Here is a 20,925-nt window from a genome sequence, read left to right as displayed (position 1 = left end):
CGCGCGAGCGCCCCTCTTCACCCCTCCGGCGCGTCGTCGAGCGCGCAGTCCGGGTCGGCGGGCAGCACGCAGGCCAGCGAGCACACGCCGTCTGCGCCGCAGTGGTGCTCGGCGCAATCGGGGTCGATGACCTCGGGGCCGACATCGCACGACGCCTCGCAGAGGCCGTCCGCGCGGCACGGGTTGTCCGCCTCGAACTCGTCGAGGGTCGGCTGGATGAACCGGGCGATCTGGTGGTGATCCGTGCGCGCCTGCACCCCGTCGAGGGTGCACGGGTCGTCGCCGAACGAGGTCACGCCGGCGTGGCGCTCCACGCCCCAGCGCACGAGGAACGCCGGACCTCCGGAGTCGCCGGCGCACGTGTTCATGGCCGGGACCTGGTAATAGAACTGGTTCTCGGTGATGGTCCCCGGCGTGCCGCCCACACGGGCGGGCCCGACCGCCAGGATGGGGAACGTGGCGACACGGCGCGTGCCGAACCCCGTCCCTGCCACGCCGTCGGTGACCCCGTAGCCGACGAAGGTGTATTCCGGCCCGACGTACCAGCCGTTGTTCTCCATCGACTCGCGCAGGAGCGGCGCGGGCTGCACGGGCGCGTCGCTCTCCAGCTTGAGGAGGGTGATGTCGTTCTCGAGGGTGGCCGAGTCGAACGCGGGGTGCCTCCTCGACGCTTCGACCCGCACGCTCGCCGAGCGCCATCCGAGGTTGGTGCCGAAGTAGACCCGCGTGGCGCCGGTGGTGCAGTGCCCCGCCGTGATCACGGTGCGCCGCGAGATGACCGTCCCGGTGCAGTACGCCCGCATCCGGTTGCCCACGCCCACGACATAGGCGTGCGCTGTGTCCACGGCGCCTCCGACGATGCGTTGTTGGGACGTGAGCACGGGTTGCTCGCCCTCGTCCCCGGCCAGCATATCCGCGCAGCCGGGCGCGCCGAGGCAGAGGAGTGCGATCGGGAGAGCATTCTTCATACTGCTACCTTTCCGTCTAGAAATGATGTCTAGAGCGGCCATTGCGTGAGGGTGCGCACACCATTGCGCCACTCCGGTCCTCCGCTGGGCGGAGGGCATAACAAGCGTGGTGCCAGCGCCGCGGCCCGCGAGACCGCGAGTCGGCGCCGGCGCAGCGCGGGGGTCCTGGAATGGCGCGCGAGCGAGGGAATCTCGCCGGATCGATGGAGCCCGCCGGGACGGCGGGGACGTTCACGAGGTGAGCGGGTGCGGCGTCAGGAGGCCGGGGTCGCTCGATCGGTCAGGGCGCTGCGCTCCGCCATGGCGGCGATGTAGACGCGATTGAGCTCGCGGCACGCGAGCTCGCGGACGCCGATCGCCACCTCGATCCCGGCGCTCTCGAGGAGGGCCACGCCCTTGCCGGAGACGAGGGGGTTCGGGTCGATCATCCCGACCACGACCCGCCGGACGCCGGAGCGGAGGAGCGCGTCGGTGCAGGGCGGCGTCCGGCCGTGGTGGCAGCACGGCTCGAGGTTGACGTAGAGCGTGGCGCCCTCGGCGCGGCCGGCGAGCTTGCGGAGCGCGTCGACCTCGGCGTGGGCCAGCCCGGCGCGCTCGTGGAACCCCTCGGCGAGGAGCTCGTCGCCGCGCACGATGACCGAGCCGACCATCGGGTTCGGCGCGGTGTGCCCGGCGGCTCGCGCCGCGAGCTCGAGGCAGCGCTCCATCCAGCGAAGGTCGACGTCGATCATGCCGGCCTCGGGCCACGGCGGTCCAGGGAGGGGCGGCTGACCTGTTCCGCCGCAGCGTCGCACAGCATGAGGCGCCAGTATAGCGGAGGACCGCCGGTCGGCAGCGACCGAGCAGCGCCGCCCCCGGCTGGCCGGCGCGGCGCCTCGCCCCGCCCCGCTCGCCCGGCGCCGCGGCGGGTTTCCTCCACCCCCGTACGGATGCGCGCTCCGCCGGCCTGCAGCCGCGAACAGCGGTGTGCGCGGCTGCAGCCGCCTCCCGGCCCTCCGCCATTTCCGCCTCCGCGACCTCGCGCCTCCCCGTCGTCACCTCTCCTGGCGCCCGCCACTGCCCGCGGCTCAACGGAACGCAGCGAGGTCGGCGAGATCCTCATCGAAGTCCTCGACCGTGAGCCGTGACGGGACACCGCGCTGCCCGAGGAGGTCGTCGAAGGCAACCCGATCCATCCCCGACAGCCGACGAGCGGCGGCCTTGGGCAAGAGCTCGCGAGCGTACAGCTGCACGGCGAGCTCCCGCTTGAGCACGGCCTCCCGCTCGGCTGGCGGAACGCGCGCCTCGTCGAGGATGTCGTCCGGGATTTCGAGGTTGAACGATCCCATGCTGTCTCACGCCCTCCCGGTGCCCCCCGAGGATCTCCCCGGCGTTCGACCGTGGATCGACGCTCCGTCGGCCCGACGATCTGCCGGTCTGCCGCGGCGCGAAGCGCCGTCGGCAGCATGGGCTTGCTCCGCGGCTCATTCCAGGCAGATCGAAGGCGCCGTTCACGCGGCGCGTTTCGCGCCTTTGCCATGAGTGCTCCGTCCCGACGTTCGCCGCGGCGGCGGCTTTCCACGCGAATGAGGCGGATGCGCGATCAGCACTTCGGCTGGGATCTGCATCGATGCGTGGAGCTTTCGGATCATCGGGAGCGTGAGCGCCCGTTTGCGGCCCAAGACCTCCGAGACCCGTGCCCTGGAACCGATCAGCGGTTCGAGCTGCTTGCGAGTCCACCCGAGTTGCTCGCAGCGCGCCTCGATCGCTGCGATCGGGTCTGGGGGCGCAATGGGGAACTGCTTGCGCTCGTACGCGTCGACCAGCGTCGCGAGCGCATCGAGCTCTTGCGCCTCGGGCGAGCCTGGCTCGGCGTCCCAGAGCTCCTCGATTCTGCGAAGCGCCCGACCGTGACTCTCCTTATCCACAACAGGCTCGATCATCGCGGTGCCCTCATACGCTCGTCGCATCAACTCTGTCGTATTCGGCATGGGTGCCGATGAATCGGATGTAGACCAGATACAATGGACCGTACTTGACTTGAGCGATCAAGCGGTAGTTGTTGCCCTTGATGTCGAACACGACCCGGTTGTTCGGGAGGAAGGCGACGCTTCTGAAGGCGGCTTTGACATGCTCCCGCGGTGGGAGCAACCCCTTCGAGCGCAGCCTCCAGCGGCGGCTGAATCAGGCTCTCCGCTGTCGCCCGCCGAACGTCGCAATCCTCCGTGCCGCACGGCCTATCTGCGCATTCCAGCATGTAGGCCGCGAGCCACCGCGGCCTACGATCCGGCGGCCTCGACCGGCCCAACCCCGGCGGCCTCGACCGGCCCCGCCCGAGCGCCGTCCCGCCCGGCCCCGCGGCGGGTTTCCTCCCCCTCCGTTCTGCTTCACACTCCACCGCACCTGCGCCGAACTGCACCCTCGTGCAGCGGCCTCCCCCGCCCCTTCCGGCCTCCGCCGCTTCCACCCCCGCGACCCCGTGCCTCACGCCCTCATCACCTCCCCGAGCGCCGCCGCCCGCCTCGATCGGGCCGTGGGCTGGCTGCGCCGCCGGCGCCCCGCCGAGGGCGTGCTCCTCGTCGGCGCCTCGGTCGAGGCCGTGAGCGAGCTCGCCCGCGCGTCGCTCCGCGGCCACCGCGCCACCTTCGGCTGGCACCGGCTCACGCTGGGCCGCCTCGCCGCCGCGCTCGCGATGCCGGCGCTCGCCGCGCGCGGCCTCGTCCCGGCCAGCGCGCTCGCGATCGAGGCCCTGTGCGCGCGCGCCATCGACGGGCTCGCGCAGGACGGGCAGCTCGGGCGCTTCGCCCGCGTCGCGGACAGGCCCGGGCTGCCGCGCGCCGTGGCGCGCACGCTCGACGAGGCGCGGCTCGCCGGCGTCGCGCCCGACGCGCTCGCGCCGGCCGACCTCGACCGCATCGCCCGCGCCTTCGACGCCGCCCTGGACGAGGCGGGCCTCGCCGATCGCGCGCTCGTCTTCCGCCTCGCGGCCGAGCGCGCCCGCGCCGACGACGGCGGCGACCCGCGCGCGAGGCACCCGCTGCTCGGCCTGCCGATGCTCCTGCTCGACCTGCCCGTGCGCTTCGCGCTCGAGCGCGAGCTCGTCGAGGCCGTCGCCGCGCGCTCGCCCGACGCGCTCGCCACCGTGCCCGCCGGCGACGCCGCGTCGCTGCGCCACCTCGAGGCGGCGCTCCGGTCGCCGCCGCGCCGGGTCTCGCTGACCGCCGTCTCGGCCGCGCACGACGGCGCCGGCGCCGGCGACGCTGGCGACGCCGTCGAGGGCGACGGCGACGACGGCCGCTGCCCGCCGCCGGCGCCGAGCACCTCGCTGGCGCGCCTGCAAGAGCACCTGTTCGACCCGCTGACCGACGACGCCCCCGGGCTCGGCGACGAGGTCGAGATCCTCTCCGCGCCCGGCGAGAGCCGCGAGTGCGTGGAGATCGCGCGCCTCGCGCTGCGCGAGGCCCGCGCCGGCGTGCCGTTCGAGCGGATGGCGATCCTCCTGCGCGCGCCCGAGCAGTACCGCGCGCACCTCGTCGAGGCGCTGCGACGGGCCGGGATCCCCGCGCACTTCGCGCAGGGCACGGTCCAGCCCGACCCCGCGGGGCGCGCGCTCCTCGCGCTGCTCGCGTGCGCGGCCGAGCACCTGTCGGCGTCGCGCTTCGCCGAGTACCTCTCGCTCGGGCAGGTGCCCGATCCGACCCCCGCCGGCGAGCCGCCGCCGGCCGCGTCGGAGGCCGACCGGTGGGTGCCGCCGGACGACGACCTCTTCCCCGAGCTCCTGCGCGGCGGGCTCGACGACGAGCCGCCGGCGCCCTCCTCGGCGGACGACGGCGCGCCCTCCTCGGTGGACGACGGCGCGCCGGGCACGCCGGCCGACCCGGCTCAGCACGGCGCGCACGGCGGCGACGGCGCCCTCTCCGGCCCGCCGGACGCGCGGTCGGCGGCCGCGCCGCCGCCGGGCGCAGACCCCGACGCGCCGGTGCACGACGGCACCCTCCGCGCCCCGCGGCGCTGGGAGCGGATCCTCGTCGACGCCGCGGTGATCGGCGGCCTCGATCGGTGGAAGGCGCGGCTCTCCGGCTTCGAGCGGGAGCTCCGGATCGACCTCTCGCGCGCCTCCGAGGAGCGCGACACATCGCGCATCTCGCGCACGCTCGCCGACCTCACGGCGCTGCGCGACTTCGCGCTGCCGCTGCTCGCGGCGCTGCCGAGCCCCGGCGAGCGCGCGACCTGGGGCGCGTGGCGCGACAGGCTCTCGGCGCTCGCGACGCGCGCGCTCCGTCGGCCCGAGCGGGTGCTCGCCGTGCTCGCGGAGCTCGCGCCGATGGCCGACGTCGGCCCGGTGGACCTCGGCGAGGTGCGCCTCTGCCTCGCGCACCGCCTCACCGATCTCGTGCTGCCCCCGGCCGCCCGCCGCGACGGCCGCCTGTTCGTCGCGCCCATCGAGGCCGCCCGCGGGCGCTCGTTCGACGTCGTCTTCGTGCCCGGGCTCGCCGAGCGCATCTTCCCGCAGAAGGTCGCCGAGGACCCGATCCTCCGCGACGCGCTCCGCCGCGCGATCGCCGGCGGCGCCTCGGGCCTCGACACGAGCGACGACCGCGTGGCGCGCGAGCGGCTCGCGCTCCGGCTCGCCGTCGGCGCGGCCCGGCGCAAGCTCGTCGTGTCGTACCCGCGCGTCGACATGGACCAGTCGCGGCCGCGGGTGCCGTCGTTCTACGGGCTCGAGCTGCTGCGCGCCGCCGAGGGCCGGCTGCCCGGCTTCGGCGAGCTCGAGCGCCGCGCCGAGCAGGGCGGCGCCGCGCGCATCGGCTGGCCCGCGCCCGCGCGGCCCGAGGACGCCATCGACGCGGCGGAGCACGACCTCGCGCTCCTGGAGACGCTCTTCAGCCTGCCGGAGGAGCACACCATCGGCACCGCGCGCTACCTGCTCGGCGCGAACCCGCACCTGGCGCGCGCGCTCCGCTTCCGCGCGCGGCGCTGGATCCCGGCCTGGACGAGCGCCGACGGGCTGTTCAAGCCGGTCGCGGAGGCGCGCGAGGCGCTCGCGAAGCACGCGTTCGGGCGCCGCTCGTTCTCGCCCACGGCGCTCCAGCACTTCGCGGCGTGCCCCTACCGGTTCTTCCTCTACGCCGTGCACAAGCTCGCGCCGCGCCCCTCGCCCGAGGCGATCGAGGAGCTCGACCCGCTCCAGCGCGGCCGGCTCGTTCACGACGTGCTCTACGAGGTGCTCGTCGCCCTGCGCGACGCGGGCAAGCTGCCGGTGAGCCCGCCGTCGCTCGACGAGGCGCGGGCCGAGCTCGATCGGGCGCTCGACCGCGTGGCCGCGCGCTACGCGGACGAGCTCGCGCCCGCGATCCAGCGCGTGTGGGACGACGGCATCGCCTCGGTGCGGGCCGATCTCCGCGAGTGGCTGCGGCGCGCCGCGGAGGACCGCGACTGGGAGCCGATCCACTTCGAGCTGTCGTTCGGGCTGCCGCGCCGCCTCACCGCCCGCGACCCGGGCAGCTCGGACGTGCCGGTGGAGCTCGACTGCGGCGTGCGGCTCCGCGGGTCGATCGATCTCGTCGAGCGGAGCGTGTGGGGCGCGATGCGGGCGACGGACTACAAGACGGGCAAGGCCCGGGCGCCGCGCGACGCTGTCGTCGGCGGCGGCGGGACGCTCCAGCCGGTGCTCTACGCGCTCGCGCTGGAGAAGCTCATGCCGCCCGGGACGCAGGTCGAGTCGGGGCGGCTCTATTACTGCACCTCCGCCGGCGGGTTCACGGAGGTGCCGATCTACCTGGACGCGCGGGCGCGCGAGGCGGCCGCGCAGGTGGCGGGGATCATCGGCGACGCGATCGACAGGGCGGCGCTCCTGCCGATGCCCGCCGAGGGCGCGTGCGCGCAGTGCGATTACAGGCCGGTGTGCGGGCCGTACGAGGAGCTGAGGACCGGCAAGATCAAGCGGCGCGACATCGACCAGCGCCGTCGGCTGGAGCAGCTCCGCCGGCTGGCCTGAGCGCGCGCCGCGCCCGGGCGCGGCGAGGGTGCCAGTCACCCGGGCTTTGCGGGCGCGCTCGATCCGCCGGTCACCCACGGCGGGTCTTCCACGTGCTGCTCCGTGCCCGCGAGGGCGGGCAGCCAGCGCTCGCGGCGCTTGATCCAGAGCTCGTAGGTCGGCGCGAGATCCATCGGCGCCTCGTCCAGACACCCCAGCTTGATCTCGGCCTCACCCTCCTCTTCGCGCAGCGAGAACAGCCGAGATCCGCACGTCGGGCAGAAGCTGCGTCCATCCCAGCACCTCGTCTCGCCCGTGAGCTCGAAGCTCGCCCACGGCCATATGGCGAACGCCAGGAAGACGCTGCCCGTCACCTTCCTGCAGTCCGCGCAGTGGCACAGCCCTACACGGATGGGCTCACCGCGAACACGAAAGCGCACCGCGCCGCAGGAGCAGCCGCCGCTCCGGACGCGCTCGGATCCAGCTTGCATATCGCCTCCACGAGAGGTTCCGGAGGGCATCGTAGCCGGCGCCGCGCCGGCGTTCTATACATCGCATCATGTACAGCAAGCGCGCTCTGCCCTGCTCCCTGCTCGCGCTCGCGGCGGCGGGCACCGGCTGCAATCTCATCTTCGGCATCGAGCCCGGCACGGAGGCGAACACCTCCTCGTCCTCGACGACGGCGAGCACGGAGTCCGGGGGCGGCGGGGCGGCGCCGGCGACGTCGGGCTCCGGCGGCCACGGCGGTGAGGGCGGCGCGGCCGGGGGCACGCCCTCGTGTGCGCCGTCGAGCTGCACCGCGGGCGAGTGCCCGGTGACGCGGATGCCCGGAGAGCTCGGGAGGAACCCGAAGGGCATGGTCGTCACCCGGGACGCCGTGCTCCTGGCGAACAGCGAGGCCATCATGTCCATCCCGAAGGACGGCGGGGCGGCGCGCACGCTCCCCGGCACCCTCGGGTTCGGGGAGACGTCCTGGGTCACCTACTCGGGCGGACAGCTCTCGTGGCTCAACTGGAGCAACGGCGACGTGCTCGGGATCTCCATCGAGCCGCCGAGCACGAGCCCGATCCAGATCGCGGAGGTCCCGCCGCTGGAAGAGGGCTCGGTCTACCCCGCCTACGGCCGGATCGCCTCGTTCGGTGACAGCGTCTACTGGGTGACCCAGGTGCCCCAGGCCGTCTGGCGGGCGAAGGCCGACGGCAGCCAGAGCCTCGCCGAGCAGGTCGCCTCCGGCGGCAACCCGATCGGCATCGCCGCCGACGCGACGCACGTCTACTGGTCGGACTACCAGGCGCACCAGATCCTGCGCACGACGACAGACCCGCTCGGCGCCACCGCCGAGGTGTTCGCGGAGACGAACGGCAGCCCGACCGAGATCGTCCTCGCCAACGGGGTCCTGTACTGGGTGACGGACGACAGCGGCGCGGTCCAGTCCAAGGCGACGGACGCCTCGCTCGACGCCCCGCCGTTCACCTACACGGTCGACAATCAGGCCGTCTCCAAGTCGCTCGCGGTCGACGACGAGTCTGTCTACTGGACCGTTTACATGAACAGCGACGGGAAGGGCGAGGTCCGGAGGGCGCGCATCGGCGAGGGCAATCCGATCACCCTCGCGACGGGGGAGCCGTACTTCTTCGAGATCGCCGTCGACTGCGGGTCGATCTACTGGAACGTCAACGACCTCGAAGCCGACGAGGAAGCGATGGTGTTCACGATGCCGAAGCCGTCGAACTGAGGCCATCGCCGCATCTCATCCGCTCTCTCACGCTCCGGACCGGCATCGCAGGCGCGATATCGACGTTGCGCCCTACGCCGCCCCCTGCGCCTCTTCCCGCTTCGGCCACGTGAACCGGAACGTCGCCCCGCTCTTGCCGTCCGACTCCACCCACGCCCGCCCGCCGCGGCTCTCCACGATCTTCCGCACGATCGCGAGCCCGATCCCGGTGCTCTCCACCTTGTCCCGCGCCTGCAGCGTCTGGAACATCCCCCACACCTTCTCCTGGAAGGCGGGCGCGATGCCAGGGCCGTTGTCCGACACGGAGAACTCGACCGTGGCGCCCTGATCGCGGGCGCCGACGGACACCCGCGCGTCCTCGCGGCCCGCGTGCTTCAGCGCGTTCGTGATCAGGTTCATCAGCACCTGCTGCAAAGGCACCTTGTACGTCCGCAGGGTGGCGGGCGGCACGTCGAGCGTGACCTGCGCGGGCGGCTTCGGCGCGATGAGCTCGACGACCTCCCTCGCGAGCTTGTCGATGTCCACGCTCTCCGGCTTCTCGCGGAACCTCGTCGCGCGCGAGTAGGCCAGGATCCCCTCGATCAGCGCCTCCATGCGCTGCACGCGCCCGCGCAGCAGCTCCATCTGATGGCGCGTGTCGCCGGTCAGCTTGTCCGACAGGTCCTCCTCGATCCACTGGGCCAGGCTCGCGATGCCGCGCAGCGGCGCCTTCAGATCGTGGCTCGTCACGTACGCGAACTGATCGAGCTCGGCGTTCGTGCGCTCCAGCGCCCGGATGAGCGCCTGCGCCTCCCGGAACAGCCGGGCGTTGTCCATCGCCACCGCCGCCTGCGCGGCGAGGCCGACCGCGACGCGCTCGGACCGCTCGGTGAACACCCCCGGCCTCGAGTGGCCGAAGAACATGCCGCCGATGACCTTGCCGCTCCGGGAGACGACCGGCACGGCCAGGTAGCTCGTGACCGGGAGGTGCCCCGCCGGCGTCCCCTGGTAAGGCGCGTTCTTGCCATAACGCGGATCCTTCGTCACGTCGTCGAGCCGGATCACGCCCCCGCCGGCGAACGTCGGCGCGAACACCGCCGTGTTCCGCGGCATCGGGAAGCGCGAGAAGGCCTCTCTCGGCGCCCCCGAGAGCGCATACAGCATGTAGCTGCCGCCCTGCGCGTCGCTCACGTTGTAGAAGAACGCGCCGAACTCCGCGCCGGAGAGCTTCGTCCCGGCGTCGGTGACCGACTGCACGAGCGCGTCGAGCTCGAGCTCGGCCGACAGCACCTGCCCGACCTCGTGCAGCGTCCCGAGCACCTCGGCGTGCTCCCGCGTGAGCCGCTCGGCCTCGCGCTGCTGGCTGATGTCGATGTTGCAGCCCACGTACTCGCGGACGCTGCCGTCCGTCGCGCGCACCGGCGCCGCGCGGGCCGCCGTGTACGCGTACGTGCCGTTCCTCCGGCGGAGCCGGTACTCGGTCTCGTAGATGGCGCCGCGCGCCAGGGCGTCCGCCCAGGCCCGCATCGTCGGCCCCCGATCGTCGGGGTGGATCGCCTCCACGAAGCCGCCATTCAGGTACTCGGCCTCGGTCTGGCCGGTGAACTCGAGCCAGCTCGGCGAGATCTCGACGACCTCGCCCACCGCCGTGGCCGTCCACACGATGGCCGTCGTCGCCTGCACCAGCGTGCGCAGGCGCGCCTCGCTCGTCGCGAGCTCGATCGCGAGCTGCTCGACGTGGCGGCGCGCCCGCACCTGGTCGGTCACCTCGAAGGCGAACGCCATCACGCCCTCGGCGCTGCCGTCGGGGGCGCGCATCGCCTGGTACACGAAGTTGAAGAAGCGCTCTTCCTCCGGGCCGGCGGTGCCGCGCCGCAGGCGCAGGGGCACGGACGTGCCGACGTAGGGCTGCCCGCTCCGGTGGACGGCGTCCAGCAGCTCGAAGATGCCCTGCCCCTCCAGCTCGGGCAGCGCCTCGCGGATGGGCCTGCCCAGCACGTCGCGGCCGCCGAGGATGTCCGCGTACGTCGGGTTCACCAGCTCGAAGACGTGCCGGGGGCCGCGCAGGATGCAGATGCCGGCGGGCGCCTGGCGGAACAGGCTCGCGAGCTGCTGGCGGGACGCGTCGACCTGCTGGAACAGCCGCGCGTTGTCGATCATCAGGGCCACGCGGTTCGCGAGCTCCGCGGCGAGCGCGACGTCCGCCTCGTTGAAGCGGCGGCCCGACTCCGCGTGGACGAGCGTGAGCGCGCCGATGTTCCGCTCGCGCCCCCGGAGCGGGACGACGACGTAGGACCGCAGCCCGAGCGACCGGATCAGGCGCAGGTGCCCCGCGTCCAGCGCGCCGGCCTCGAGGACGGCGTCCGGGATCTCCGCGGCCCACTCGGGGCGGCCGGTGCGGATGACCGCGGGGACGCCCGTCGGCGCGTCGAGCCGGGGCGGCGACATCGCCCGCAGGCGCTCGGCCAGCTCGAGCTTCGCCGGATCGGCGTGGTGAACGGCCACGCGCTCGATCGTCTCGCCGTTCACCATGTCCACGGCGCACCAGTCCGCCAGCGTGGGCACCGCGAGGTGCGTCAGGTGCGCGAGCCGCGCCTCGTAATCGAGGGAGTTGGAGAGCACGGCGCCCGCCTCGCTCAGGAGGCGCAGCGTCGCCTGCTGCCGCGCGAGCTCGGCCGCGAGCGTCTCGGCGCGCGCCCGGGCCCTGCGCTCCTGATCGAGCAGGCGCGCCCTGTCCAGCGCCGACGCGCACTGCGCCGCCACGCTCAGCAGGAACTCGCGGTCCTCCGCGCTCCACGACCGCTCGCGCGCGAACGAGAACGAGATCCCGCCGAGCAGCCCCCCGTGGGCGATGATCGGCAAGACGGCGAGCGCCTGGATGTCGTCGCGCGCCGGCCTGAGCGCCGCGAGCTCTGGATACGCGGCGTGCAGCTCCTGCTTCGTCCCCACCCAGCACGGGCGGCGCTCCCGGAGCGCCTCGGACAGCGGCAGCCGGGCGTCGAGGCGCACGGTCGTATAGGGGCTCGTGCGCTGCGCCTCCAGCCCGGCGTGGCCGATGAGCGTCGCCACCCCGGCCGCCTCGTCCGCCGTGTACATCATCGTCGACGAGGCCGCGATCACGCGGTGGATGTCGCCCACGACGGCGGCGGCCATCTGCTCGATCGTCACCGCGCCGCTCAGCGCCGAGCTGACCGCGAGCAGCGCCTGTGTGAGCCGCGCGCTGCGATCGAGCTCCTCGACGCGCCGCTCGAGCTGCGCCGCGAGCTCCCCGCGCTCCGCCTCGATCTGCTTGAGGTGCGAGATGTCGGCGAACACGGAGATGCCGCCCTCGAGCGCGCCGTCCGGCCCGAGGATGGGCGCGGCGCTCCCGAGGACGACGCCGCGCGTCCCGTCGAAGCGCTGGATCGGGGTCTCCTCGCTCTCGATGACCTGCCTCGCGGCCATCGCGCGCGCCATGGCCCAGTCCGCGGCCTCGTAGGGGCGGCCGTCCGCGTGGAAGGCGCGGTAGCGCGTCCAGTCGCGCATCGACTCGGTCGAGGCGCTGCCGGCCCAGATGCGCTCCGCCGCGCGGTTGTGCAGGATGAGCTTCCCGGACGCGTCGCAGAGGATGACGCCGTGCGGGCTGTGCTCGAGCACCGCGTCGAGCCACCCGCGATCGCGGGAGGCCACGATACGGAGCCGCTCGATCTCGCGCTTCAGGGCCTCGATATCCATCATGTCAGCGCGGGCCGGGGCCCGGGGCCGCGAGGAGGGCGGCCCGGCGCGGGAGCTCCCGTGGCGTGATCGCGGCCAGAAGCTCGGCGCAGGGCCGAAGCGTCGCTCGTCCAGACATCGCGCGGAGCTTACGCGCATCGGCGGCTCCGCGAAAGCCGGCGCCCGCGCGCGGCGCCCGAGGCGCTCACGCCGCGCCGGCGGCCCGGGCGCCCGCGGCGGCGGGCTGCCGCGCCCACACCCGCCGCGCGGCGAGCAGAGCTCCCCGGCGTCAGACCGGCTGTCCGGGCTCACGCGGGCGAGGGCGACGTCGGATGGCGCCGCTCCCCGGCCAGGCGAGGGCGCGAGCAGGTCAATCGAGAGGAGGAGTCCCCGCGCCGGCCGCGGCGCGGCGGCCAGGGTCAACGCTGCGCCAGACATCGAATCTCGCGCCGGCCGCGCTCCGGGCGCCGGGCGCTCGGGGAAATGACGATGCAGGCTTCGGGCTCTCCCTCGCTCACCAACCCCGGGACGGGAACCCAGATGTTGGGGGCCGATAACCGGCAGGTGAGCGCGACAGCGCGCCGATATCGAGCAAGGAGCAAGCAAGATGTTGCGCAATCGTTCAGGTCGCCTCGCGGCGATCATGTTCGCAGGGAGCTTTGTACTCGCGGGAGCTAGCGGGTGCATCGCCGGTGGTGACGAAGAGGCCGAGACGGACGGCGAGTCGACGGCCGGCGGCGAGAGCAGCAGCCGTGAAAGCACGGACGCTGACGGCAGGAGCGGCGGCCAGACAGGCGGCGATCGCGCGAGGCGCACGGGCGGAAGCTCGGGCGGCCGGCAGGGCGGCGGCGAACAGGCCGGCAGGCAGGGCGGCGGACAGGCCGGCTTCCAGGGGAGCCGGCAGGGCGGTGGACAGGAGCAGGCGTGCGGCGAGCAGGCCGGCTTCCAGGGCGGCCAGCGCGGCGGCGAGCAGACCGGCGGTCACAGCGCGATGCGGCAGATGTCGCATGGGGAGATCGCGACGCTGATCTCGCTCATCAACCGGCAGGAGCTCCAGCTGTCGGAGATCGCGTTGCAGAAGGCCGAGTCGCCGGAGGTGCAGCGCTTCGCTCAGCGGATGATCGACGAGCACTCCCGGGCTGAGCAGCACGGGGTCCGGCTGACGAGGGGCGCCACGGTCAGCATCCAGGCCTGCCCGCAGTGCGAGCAGCTCCAGGTCAATACGATCGAGGTCAAAGAATCGCTGCAAGAGCACGAAGGCGCAGAGTTCGACGTCTCGTTCATCTGGGCCCAGGTCTCCCTTCACCGCCGCGCCCTCGAGCTCCTCGACGAGTCGCACGTCGAGCGCACGAAGGACGCGGATTTCCGGTCCCACCTCATCCAGCTGCGCTCGGAGCTCGAGCAGCACCTGAGCGCCGCCGAGGAGCTCTTCTGCACGCTGCTGCAATCGCAACAGCAGCAATCCGGCCAGCAGCAAGGCGCCCAGCAGCAAGGCCAGCAGAAGGGCGCTCAGCAGCAAGGCCCGCAGTCCGCCCAGCAGCAAGGCCCGCAGTCCGCCCAGCAGCAAGGCCCGCAGTCCGCCCAGCAGCAGCAAGGCCCGCAGCGCTACGCGCAGCAGCAAGGCCAGCAATCCGCCCAGCAGCAGCGCGGTCAGCAGCGAGGCACCCAGCTCCAGGGCCAGCAGTCCGCCCAGCAGCAGCGCGGTCAGCAGCGAGGCTCCCAGCTCCAGGGCCAGCAGTCCTCCCAGCAGCAGCGCGGTCAACAGCGAGGCTCCCAGCTCCAGGGCCAGCAGTCCTCCCAGCAGCAGCGCGGCCAGCAGCATGGCGCTCAGATGCAGGGCCAGCAGTCCGCCCAGCAGCAGCAAGGCCCGCAGCGCTACGCGCAGCAGCAAGGGGAATCGGAAAAATCCCAGTAGGCAGCGCGGCGCCCTCACCTCGCGCCCCGCGCCGCGGCCCTCGTCCTGCGCGGGCATGCGCCTCGACGTCGCGCGCGCGTGGCCCTTCTACCTGCGTCAACGGAAGGCCCCGGGAGGATCTCCGCCGGGGCACGAGCGCTCGCCCTGAGCGGCGGCGCGCGCCGGCGGCGTCCATCCCCCGCTGCCCTCCTGCCCGGCCCCGGCGACCCAGCGGCTCTCCGCCGCGGCGCGCGAACGGGGGTAACCTGCCGGCGCGCGCCGGGCGCGCGGCCTGGCAGGAGGAGATCGACGCATGAGCTCGAACAGGGTAGCGGTCGTTGTCGGTGTCGGCCCCGGCCTCGGGGCCGCGGTGTCCAGGCGCTTCGCGCGCGAGGGGTTCGCCGTCGGCCTCGTGGCCCGCACGGCCGCCACCTGCGAGGCCGTGCAGCGGGAGATCGAGCAGGCCGGGGGGCGCGCCCTGAGCGCCCCCGCGGACGCCACCGACCCGGTCTCGGTCGCGGCGGCCTTCGCGCGGGTGAAACAGACGCTCGGCCCGGCGGAGGTGATGATCTACAACGCCAGCGACTTTCGCGTGGCCGGCGCCCTGGAGCTGACGCCGCAGGAGCTCGAGGCTTCCTGGAGGATCACCTGCCTCGGCGGCTTCGTGTGCGCGCAGGCCGCGCTGCCCGACATGCTCGAGCGCGGCCGGGGCACGCTCCTCTTCACCGGCGCGACGGCGTCGCTCCGCGGCGGCCCGCGCTTCTCGGCCCTGGCCGTCGGCAAATTCGGCCTCCGCGCCGTCGCCCAGTCGCTCGCGCGCGAGCTCGGCCCGCGCGGCATCCACGTCGCCCACGTGATCGTCGACGGGCTGATCGACACCCCGCGCGTGCGCGCCATGGTGCCCGGCAGGGGCGCCGCCACGCTGCTCGCGCCGGAGGCGCTGGCGGAGACGTATTACCAGCTCCACGCCCAGCCGCCGAGCGCGTGGACGCACGAGATCGACGTGCGCCCGTCGACGGAGAGGTTCTGATCCGGCGGGCGGCGGCGCGATCGAAGATCTTCCCGGCCGGGTGCCACCCAGGGCGCGCGCGGCTCGCCGGCGGCCTCCGCGCCGGAGCTCGCGCGCGCCGCGCGTGCGTCAGGGGTCGATCCAGCTCCAGGCGAAGTCGACGGGGACGATCGTGTCCGTGCCGCCGTGCACGTCGACGGACTCGTTGAGCACGATGTCGCTCTTCTGGAAGCCATCGAAATCCGCGAGCCAGGTCTCGACGTCGTAATAGCCCGCAGGCAGATCGTCGATGGTGAGGCCGAGGTCATCGCAATCCGCGAATGTCTCGGCGACGACGAAGCCCGCCTCGTCCGCGACGCTGACCCAGAGCTCGTCCACGTCGTAGTCGAAGCACTGGAACCGATCCGCGCGGCCGTCGATCGTCAGCGCCACGGTGAGCGAGCCGTATCCGGAATGGATATGGTCGTCTTCGACGATGATGCACCCCGTGAGCGAGGCAGACGCGAGGACGCAGGCAGCGAGACCGGAGAGCACGTTCGAGAGTTTCATGGGTCGTCTTCCTTGATTGGAGTCTGGCGCCATCGCGACGATGGCCGATTGTCCGGCGTGTTCAGCAAGCGCCATACCAGCAGCGGCGCGCTGCCCGGCGCCGCGGCGGCGCCCCGGCGCCGCCGGGTGGCACCGCGGTTGCTCTCCTGAGGCCCCATGAACAGCAATTCGCCTGACCTCCAGAGCTCATCCCCCAGAACCACCGCGTATTCCCCGCAGCGCAGCGGGCTCGCCGCGCTGGCCGCGCTGGCCGCGCTCGCGTTCCTCGGCGCGACCGGGTGCGCCGCCGAGGTCCGCACCCGGACCGTCGCCCACGCCCCTGCGACCGTCACGTACCAGGAGTTCGCGGTGGTCGAGGAGCCAGTCGTTCACATCGTGACCCCGCCGGCCTACATCGAGACCTACCCCCGCGTCTACTACCGGGGGACCTACGTCTACTACGTGGACGGCCGCTGGTACGCTCCGTCGCGCCACGGCTGGGTCTACTACCGCGAGGAGCCCCGGGCCCTGGTCCGCTACCGCGTCGAGTTCGACCGGAATCGCGTCCATCACCACCACCATCATCACCACGGCCACGCCTACCGCGCGACGACGAGCAGGCCGGCGGCCGAGCCGCGGGTGGAGCACCGCCGCCGCCACGTCGAGCACGCGCGGCCCAGGCGTTCCCCCTGACCGACCGATCACGGCGGGCGTGACGTCCCCGCGACGCGCGCCCCGCCGGCCCGCGCGCGCCCGGTCGTCCTCCGGACGCACGCCGTGAAGGCGGGGCGCGCTGCGGGCATTCACCGATCGAATCACACGCGGAACGGCGCGACGTCGCGCCGGCCGCACATGTAAGGCCGGCCACCAACCCGGCGCGGCGCTGTCGTGAACTTGCTCCTTGGAGCGCCTCACACGATCATGGGAGTCCCATGAAAACAGCGAGAGTGCGCTGATTCGAGCCGCTGGATACGGCCATTGGCCTCCGAGATCGATCTTGGAACTCCAGGGGGACTCCGATACACTCTGCCATGTTGGCTCCGGGCGCCCAGCGGACAGGTGAGGCGACACGCTCAGCGCAACTCCAGCGCACCTCCTGAGGTTCAGATGTCGGCGACCAGACGCGACTCGCTCTTCCCGGAAATGCTCGACGGTCCCAGCAGCACGCCTTCTGTGGAATCAGGGCACATGGTGCGAGAGGCGCCGGAGAGCGAGCAGCGTGTAGCACAGCGGTGCGTGGATTGCGGTTCACCCGCGCCGAAGACGGAGACGAACTACACGCTGATCAGCTCGCGTTATGGGTGGAGGCTGACGCGGACCGCCGACTCGAGCGGGCGCAGGATCATGGAGTGGCGCTGTCCGAGCTGCTACACGCGCTACCGGGCGAAGCGGTCTTTCTGAGCCGCGGCAGACATCGGTCCATCCCTCACCCCGCGCCGAGACCTCCTCTCCGGGGGCCCACCGTGGGTCTTGAGCGGGATGAGGCCTCTCCGCAAGCGCGCAGTGCGTCCACGGCAGTCCAGGATGAGCCCATCCCCATCGATGGCGCATTCCGGGGGCTCGTGACGACGGGAGCGCCGACAGGGGCGGCCGGGTAGACAGCATGCGCGCGGCGGATCTCGAGCTCTCGGAGCTCCTCACGGTCGATCCGCAGGCCGGCGAGCTGCGGTTCTCCGGGGCGCGGGCGATCCTGCTCGACGCGGTGGCGATGGGCCTCCTGCGCCGGCAGCTCATCGACAGCGTCGGCGCGGCGGCGGCGCGGGCGATCCTCACCCGGTTCGGCTTCGCGCACGGCTACCGCACGGCCGAGGCGGCGCGCGACGAGCTCGCGCTGGAGAGCGACGAGGAGTGGCGCGACGCGGGCGGGCGCATCCACGCGCTGCAAGGGATGATGCGCCTCGCGCCGGGCGCGGACGGCCCGCTGTCGCCCGGGGGCGCGACGGTGGAGGCGTCGTACGAGGCGGAGCAGCACCTCCTGCACCTCGGCCGCGCGGACGCGCCGGTGTGCTGGACGCTCGCGGGGTTCGCGAGCGGCTACCTGAGCTGCGTCGAGGGCCGGGACATCTACGTGATCGAGCGCCGCTGCCTCGGCCGCGGCGACGCGGGCTGCGTGTTCGCCGGCCGCACGGCCGAGGCGTGGGGCGCCGACCTCGACCCGCACCTGCCGTACTTCGAGGCGCACCGCCTCGACGCCTCGCTGCGCCGCGCGGCCGAGGCGCTGGGGCGCGCCGAGCGCCGGCTGAAGTCGCGCGCGGAGGCGCTGTCGCGGGCGGCCGGGGCGGCGGCGGCGGACGCGGGAGGGCTCGTCGCGGCGAGCCCGGCCATGCAGCGCGTCGTGGAGCTCGCCCGGCGGGTGGCGCAGGTGGACGCGACGGTGCTCGTCACGGGCGAGAGCGGGACGGGCAAGGAGCGCGTGGCGCGGCTCGTCCACGACGCTTCGCCCCGCGCCCGGGGCCCGCTGCTCGCGATCAACTGCGCGGCGATCCCGGAGCCGCTGCTCGAGAGCGAGCTCTTCGGGCACGCGCGCGGCGCCTTCACGGGCGCGACGCGGGACCGCGCGGGGATCTTCGAGGCGGCGGCCGGGGGGACGCTGCTCCTCGACGAGGTGGGCGAGCTGCCGGCCGGGGTGCAGGTGAAGCTGCTCCGGGCGCTCCAGGCGCGCGAGGTGCGGCGGGTCGGCGAGAACCGGAGCCGGCCTGTCGATGTGCGCGTGGTGGCGGCGACGAACCGCGAGTTCGCCGCGGAGGTGTCGGCCGGGTGCTTCAGAAAGGATCTTTACTATCGGCTCAAGGTGGTCGAGCTGCGGCTCCCGCCGCTGCGCGAGCGCCGGGAGGACGTGCTGCCGCTCGCGCGGGGCCTGCTCGCCCAGGCGGCCGCGCGCATGAGGCGGCCGGCGCCGCGCCTCAGCCCCGGCGCCGCCGACCGCCTCGTGCGCCACACGTGGCCGGGCAACGTGCGGGAGCTCGAGAACGCGATGGAGCGGGCCGTCGCCCTGGCCGAGGGGCGGCGGATCGAGGTCGAGGATCTGCCCGAGGAGGTGCGCTCGGCCCTGCCGGTGCCGTCGGCGCCGGCGGTCGAGGCGCGCGTGCGGACGCTCGGCGACGTCGAGCGGGAGTACATCCTGGCGGTGCTGGCGCGCAAAGAGGGGAACCAGACGCGCGCCGCGGCGGAGCTCGGGATCGGCGTGTCGACGCTGTACCGCAAGCTCAAGGCGTACGGGCGCGGGCCGGCGCGGTGAGCGCGACCGGCCGGCCCGCCGCGGTGAGCGCGGCGGCTGGGCCGGCGCGCCGGGCTCACCACCGCACGACGAAGGTGCACGAGTCCCCGCCCCGCCTCCGGGTGGGCTGGGCCTCGTCCAGGGTGACCTCGGCGGCCGGCTTGAACTTGCGGGCCGTGCCGGTGATGAGCCCGCGCTCGAGCTCGGAGGAGTAGGGCGTGTCGCAGACGACGGCGATGCTCCGGTCGCCGCGCGCGTGACAGCGATAGTGGCCGATTCCTTCCTTCATCACGCCGGTCCGCAGATCGAACATCGGCTCGCCGTCGATGCGGTGGTTGAGGTGATAGGCGACGTCGATCGACGCGAGCGCCGCCTCGATGCTGTCGATCCCCGCCGGCCAGGCGACCACCTCCGGAGCCTTCTTGCCCAGCGCGAAGAGGGTATGCTCGCCGATCGTGTCCTCGATCTCCCGCTGGGCGTCGAGCCAGAGCTGCATGGGGAGCCAGTCGATGGCCATGAGCTGGTGGAGTCCGTGCTTGATCATGATCTTCATGATCATCGGTACATAAGCGCGGCCCGGCGCCTCGAAGAGCGCCAGCAGGTTGGCCGCGCGCACCTCGACGCCCGGCCGGAACGCGACGTACTGTGCCATTCTCGCCCCCTTTCTCCTCGCTCGACCGCCGACCGACGGCGCTGGTCTCCGCCGGACCCGATCGGCGTTCCCGATCGCCTCTACTTGCCCTTCGCGGCGTCGGCGAAGGACCTCCACGTCGCCTCGGCCGCGCCCACGCTGGCGCGCTGGCCGTCGCGCACGATCGGCGTGCGGAGCAGGAGCGGGTCCTCCGCGAGGAGCTCGGCGATGCGGGCCTCGCTCGGGCCGAGGTGCTGCAGGCCGCGCTCCTTCACCCGGGCGCCCTCGGCGTCATAGAGCGCGCGCACGCCGCCGACGGCGCGCGCCACGCTCGCGAGCTCCCCCTTCGAGAGGCCCTTCTCGCGCAGATCGACGAGCTGGACCTTGATGCCCCGGTCGGCGAAGAACCGCTGCGCCGCCCGCGTCGCCTTGCACTTGGCCGTGCCGAAGATCTGGATCATGCGCGTCGTCGCTCCTCGGTGGAGTGGCTCGCGGCGCGCGCCCCGGAGGGCGCGGTCGTGAGGCACAGGCGCGGAGGCGACAGTCTACCACGCCGCACGTCGCGCGGCGGCGCGCCGCGCGCCGCCGCGCGAGAGGCGGGCTCGGCGGATCGAGGACGGAGGGGGCCGGCGCCCGGAGCGGGCGGGCTGGCGGGCGCGGCGCGGTGGAGATCACCCGCCGGTGGCCGGCCCGGTGGCTGCGCCGCAGCGCTCGACCGTGTAGTCGCCGTTCACCTGATCCCTCATGCCGGCGCCGCGCAGCTTCACGAACATCGATGTCTCATCGCTGGTGACGATCTCGAGCGTGCCCCTGTAGCCTGTGCCTGCCCCGCCGCCGAAAGCGCAGCTCGGGTCGGCCAAGGAAAGCGACTCGCTGAAGAAGATCCGCCGATCCGAGAGATCGATGAGCCCCGGCACGACGAGATCGGAGGGTATGGTGAGGATGAGCTGCCACATGGGCGCGTTCTCGCACGTCGCCTTGATCGCCGTCGGGGGACACTCCTGGACATCGCTGTTGAATGCCAGGATGAGGGTATCGGGATCGTCCATACCCCAGTAAGGGGAGTCGGGGGGCGCGTCGCCGGCCCGCATCGCGATGGCGCTCGGCGTCGGCGGCTCGACGTCCTCTTCAGGCTCCGAGGGCGACGGCGGGGTGACCGGGTCGGACGGGGATGTCCAGTCAAAGACGGGCTCGAACACGATCTCGTCGCAGCCGGTGCTCGCAATCGCCATCACGCCGAGAGCCAGGATCATTCGCTTCATTGGATCGACCTCCAGGACAGGTTCTCGGGTGAAGTCCCCTCGGCGCACGAGGA

17 protein-coding genes are annotated in these 20,925 nt (G+C 73.3%); 6 read left to right on the top strand and 11 right to left on the bottom strand.

The genetic code is table 11. The features are described 5' to 3' along the window. Nucleotides 1-17: 17 nt before the first annotated feature. The 5 genes from WMF24_RS01550 to WMF24_RS01530 all read right to left on the bottom strand — a co-directional run bounded on the left by WMF24_RS01550 (nt 18) and on the right by WMF24_RS01530 (nt 3,098). Nucleotides 18-968 (bottom strand): S1 family peptidase, encoded by a 951-nt coding sequence (locus WMF24_RS01550; protein ID WP_437734557.1) that lies wholly within the window; start codon nt 966-968, stop codon nt 18-20. A gap of 254 nt (nt 969-1,222) precedes the next feature. After that, nucleotides 1,223-1,699: a bifunctional diaminohydroxyphosphoribosylaminopyrimidine deaminase/5-amino-6-(5-phosphoribosylamino)uracil reductase RibD gene (ribD, locus tag WMF24_RS01545; protein WP_437734556.1), complete on the bottom strand. Its 477-nt coding sequence runs from the start codon at nt 1,697-1,699 to the stop codon at nt 1,223-1,225. Nucleotides 1,700-2,035: 336 nt separating this feature from the next. Then, nucleotides 2,036-2,296: a UPF0175 family protein gene (locus WMF24_RS01540; RefSeq protein WP_437734555.1), complete on the bottom strand. Its 261-nt coding sequence runs from the start codon at nt 2,294-2,296 to the stop codon at nt 2,036-2,038. Between the two features lie 162 nt (nt 2,297-2,458). Next, nucleotides 2,459-2,890 (bottom strand): helix-turn-helix domain-containing protein, encoded by a 432-nt coding sequence (locus WMF24_RS01535; protein WP_437734554.1) that lies wholly within the window; start codon nt 2,888-2,890, stop codon nt 2,459-2,461. A 10-nt stretch (nt 2,891-2,900) separates the two neighbouring features. Next, the gene (locus WMF24_RS01530) at nt 2,901-3,098 is read right to left on the bottom strand and encodes a type II toxin-antitoxin system HigB family toxin (protein WP_437734553.1); all 198 of its coding nucleotides are present in this window, start codon (nt 3,096-3,098) and stop codon (nt 2,901-2,903) included. A 328-nt stretch (nt 3,099-3,426) separates the two neighbouring features. Here WMF24_RS01530 and WMF24_RS01525 point away from each other — a divergent pair, with 328 nt between their 5' ends. Then, nucleotides 3,427-6,945: a PD-(D/E)XK nuclease family protein gene (locus tag WMF24_RS01525; protein ID WP_437734552.1), complete on the top strand. Its 3,519-nt coding sequence runs from the start codon at nt 3,427-3,429 to the stop codon at nt 6,943-6,945. A gap of 35 nt (nt 6,946-6,980) precedes the next feature. On the opposite strand, the gene WMF24_RS01520 is transcribed toward WMF24_RS01525, so the two are convergent. Further along, nucleotides 6,981-7,415, bottom strand: coding sequence for a GFA family protein (locus WMF24_RS01520; RefSeq protein ID WP_437734551.1), 435 nt, complete (start codon nt 7,413-7,415; stop codon nt 6,981-6,983). Nucleotides 7,416-7,483: 68 nt separating this feature from the next. Between WMF24_RS01520 and WMF24_RS01515 the strand changes: the two genes are divergently transcribed. Further along, nucleotides 7,484-8,659 carry an ABC transporter permease gene (locus WMF24_RS01515; RefSeq protein WP_437734550.1) on the top strand — a complete coding sequence of 392 codons (1,176 nt, stop codon included), beginning with the start codon at nt 7,484-7,486 and terminating at the stop codon, nt 8,657-8,659. A gap of 72 nt (nt 8,660-8,731) precedes the next feature. Here the strand turns inward: WMF24_RS01515 and WMF24_RS01510 are convergent, their stop codons facing one another. Beyond that, nucleotides 8,732-12,355 (bottom strand): GAF domain-containing protein, encoded by a 3,624-nt coding sequence (locus tag WMF24_RS01510; protein ID WP_437734549.1) that lies wholly within the window; start codon nt 12,353-12,355, stop codon nt 8,732-8,734. 583 nt (nt 12,356-12,938) lie between these two features. Here WMF24_RS01510 and WMF24_RS01505 point away from each other — a divergent pair. Both WMF24_RS01505 and WMF24_RS01500 read left to right on the top strand, forming a co-directional pair. After that, complete coding sequence (locus tag WMF24_RS01505) at nt 12,939-14,246, top strand: DUF4142 domain-containing protein (protein WP_437734548.1); 1,308 nt, start codon at nt 12,939-12,941, stop codon at nt 14,244-14,246. A 292-nt stretch (nt 14,247-14,538) separates the two neighbouring features. Further along, nucleotides 14,539-15,255, top strand: coding sequence for an SDR family NAD(P)-dependent oxidoreductase (locus WMF24_RS01500; RefSeq protein ID WP_437734547.1), 717 nt, complete (start codon nt 14,539-14,541; stop codon nt 15,253-15,255). A 108-nt stretch (nt 15,256-15,363) separates the two neighbouring features. Here the strand turns inward: WMF24_RS01500 and WMF24_RS01495 are convergent, their stop codons facing one another. Continuing rightward, complete coding sequence (locus WMF24_RS01495) at nt 15,364-15,783, bottom strand: hypothetical protein (protein WP_437734546.1); 420 nt, start codon at nt 15,781-15,783, stop codon at nt 15,364-15,366. Nucleotides 15,784-15,939: 156 nt separating this feature from the next. Here WMF24_RS01495 and WMF24_RS01490 point away from each other — a divergent pair, with 156 nt between their 5' ends. Together WMF24_RS01490 and WMF24_RS01485 are read left to right on the top strand one after the other, a co-directional pair. Next, the gene (locus WMF24_RS01490) at nt 15,940-16,455 is read left to right on the top strand and encodes a hypothetical protein (protein ID WP_437734545.1); all 516 of its coding nucleotides are present in this window, start codon (nt 15,940-15,942) and stop codon (nt 16,453-16,455) included. Between the two features lie 910 nt (nt 16,456-17,365). Beyond that, the gene (locus WMF24_RS01485) at nt 17,366-19,000 is read left to right on the top strand and encodes a sigma 54-interacting transcriptional regulator (protein ID WP_437734544.1); all 1,635 of its coding nucleotides are present in this window, start codon (nt 17,366-17,368) and stop codon (nt 18,998-19,000) included. 55 nt (nt 19,001-19,055) lie between these two features. On the opposite strand, the gene WMF24_RS01480 is transcribed toward WMF24_RS01485, so the two are convergent. The 3 genes from WMF24_RS01480 to WMF24_RS01470 form a co-directional block, all read right to left on the bottom strand. Beyond that, a complete protein-coding gene (locus WMF24_RS01480) occupies nt 19,056-19,631 on the bottom strand; it encodes a hypothetical protein (protein WP_437734543.1) in 576 nt (191 codons plus the stop codon). An 80-nt stretch (nt 19,632-19,711) separates the two neighbouring features. Then, nucleotides 19,712-20,071 (bottom strand): arsenate reductase family protein, encoded by a 360-nt coding sequence (locus WMF24_RS01475; protein WP_437734542.1) that lies wholly within the window; start codon nt 20,069-20,071, stop codon nt 19,712-19,714. A 210-nt stretch (nt 20,072-20,281) separates the two neighbouring features. Next, a complete protein-coding gene (locus WMF24_RS01470; RefSeq protein ID WP_437734541.1) occupies nt 20,282-20,872 on the bottom strand; it encodes a hypothetical protein in 591 nt (196 codons plus the stop codon). Nucleotides 20,873-20,925 lie beyond the last annotated feature (53 nt).

This window comes from Sorangium sp. So ce1335 (genome assembly GCF_051521615.1).
Classification (GTDB): Bacteria; Myxococcota_A; Polyangia; order Polyangiales; family Polyangiaceae; genus Sorangium.
Note: the sequence above shows the minus strand (reverse complement) of the source record. Positions and strands in the feature narration are given on the sequence as shown.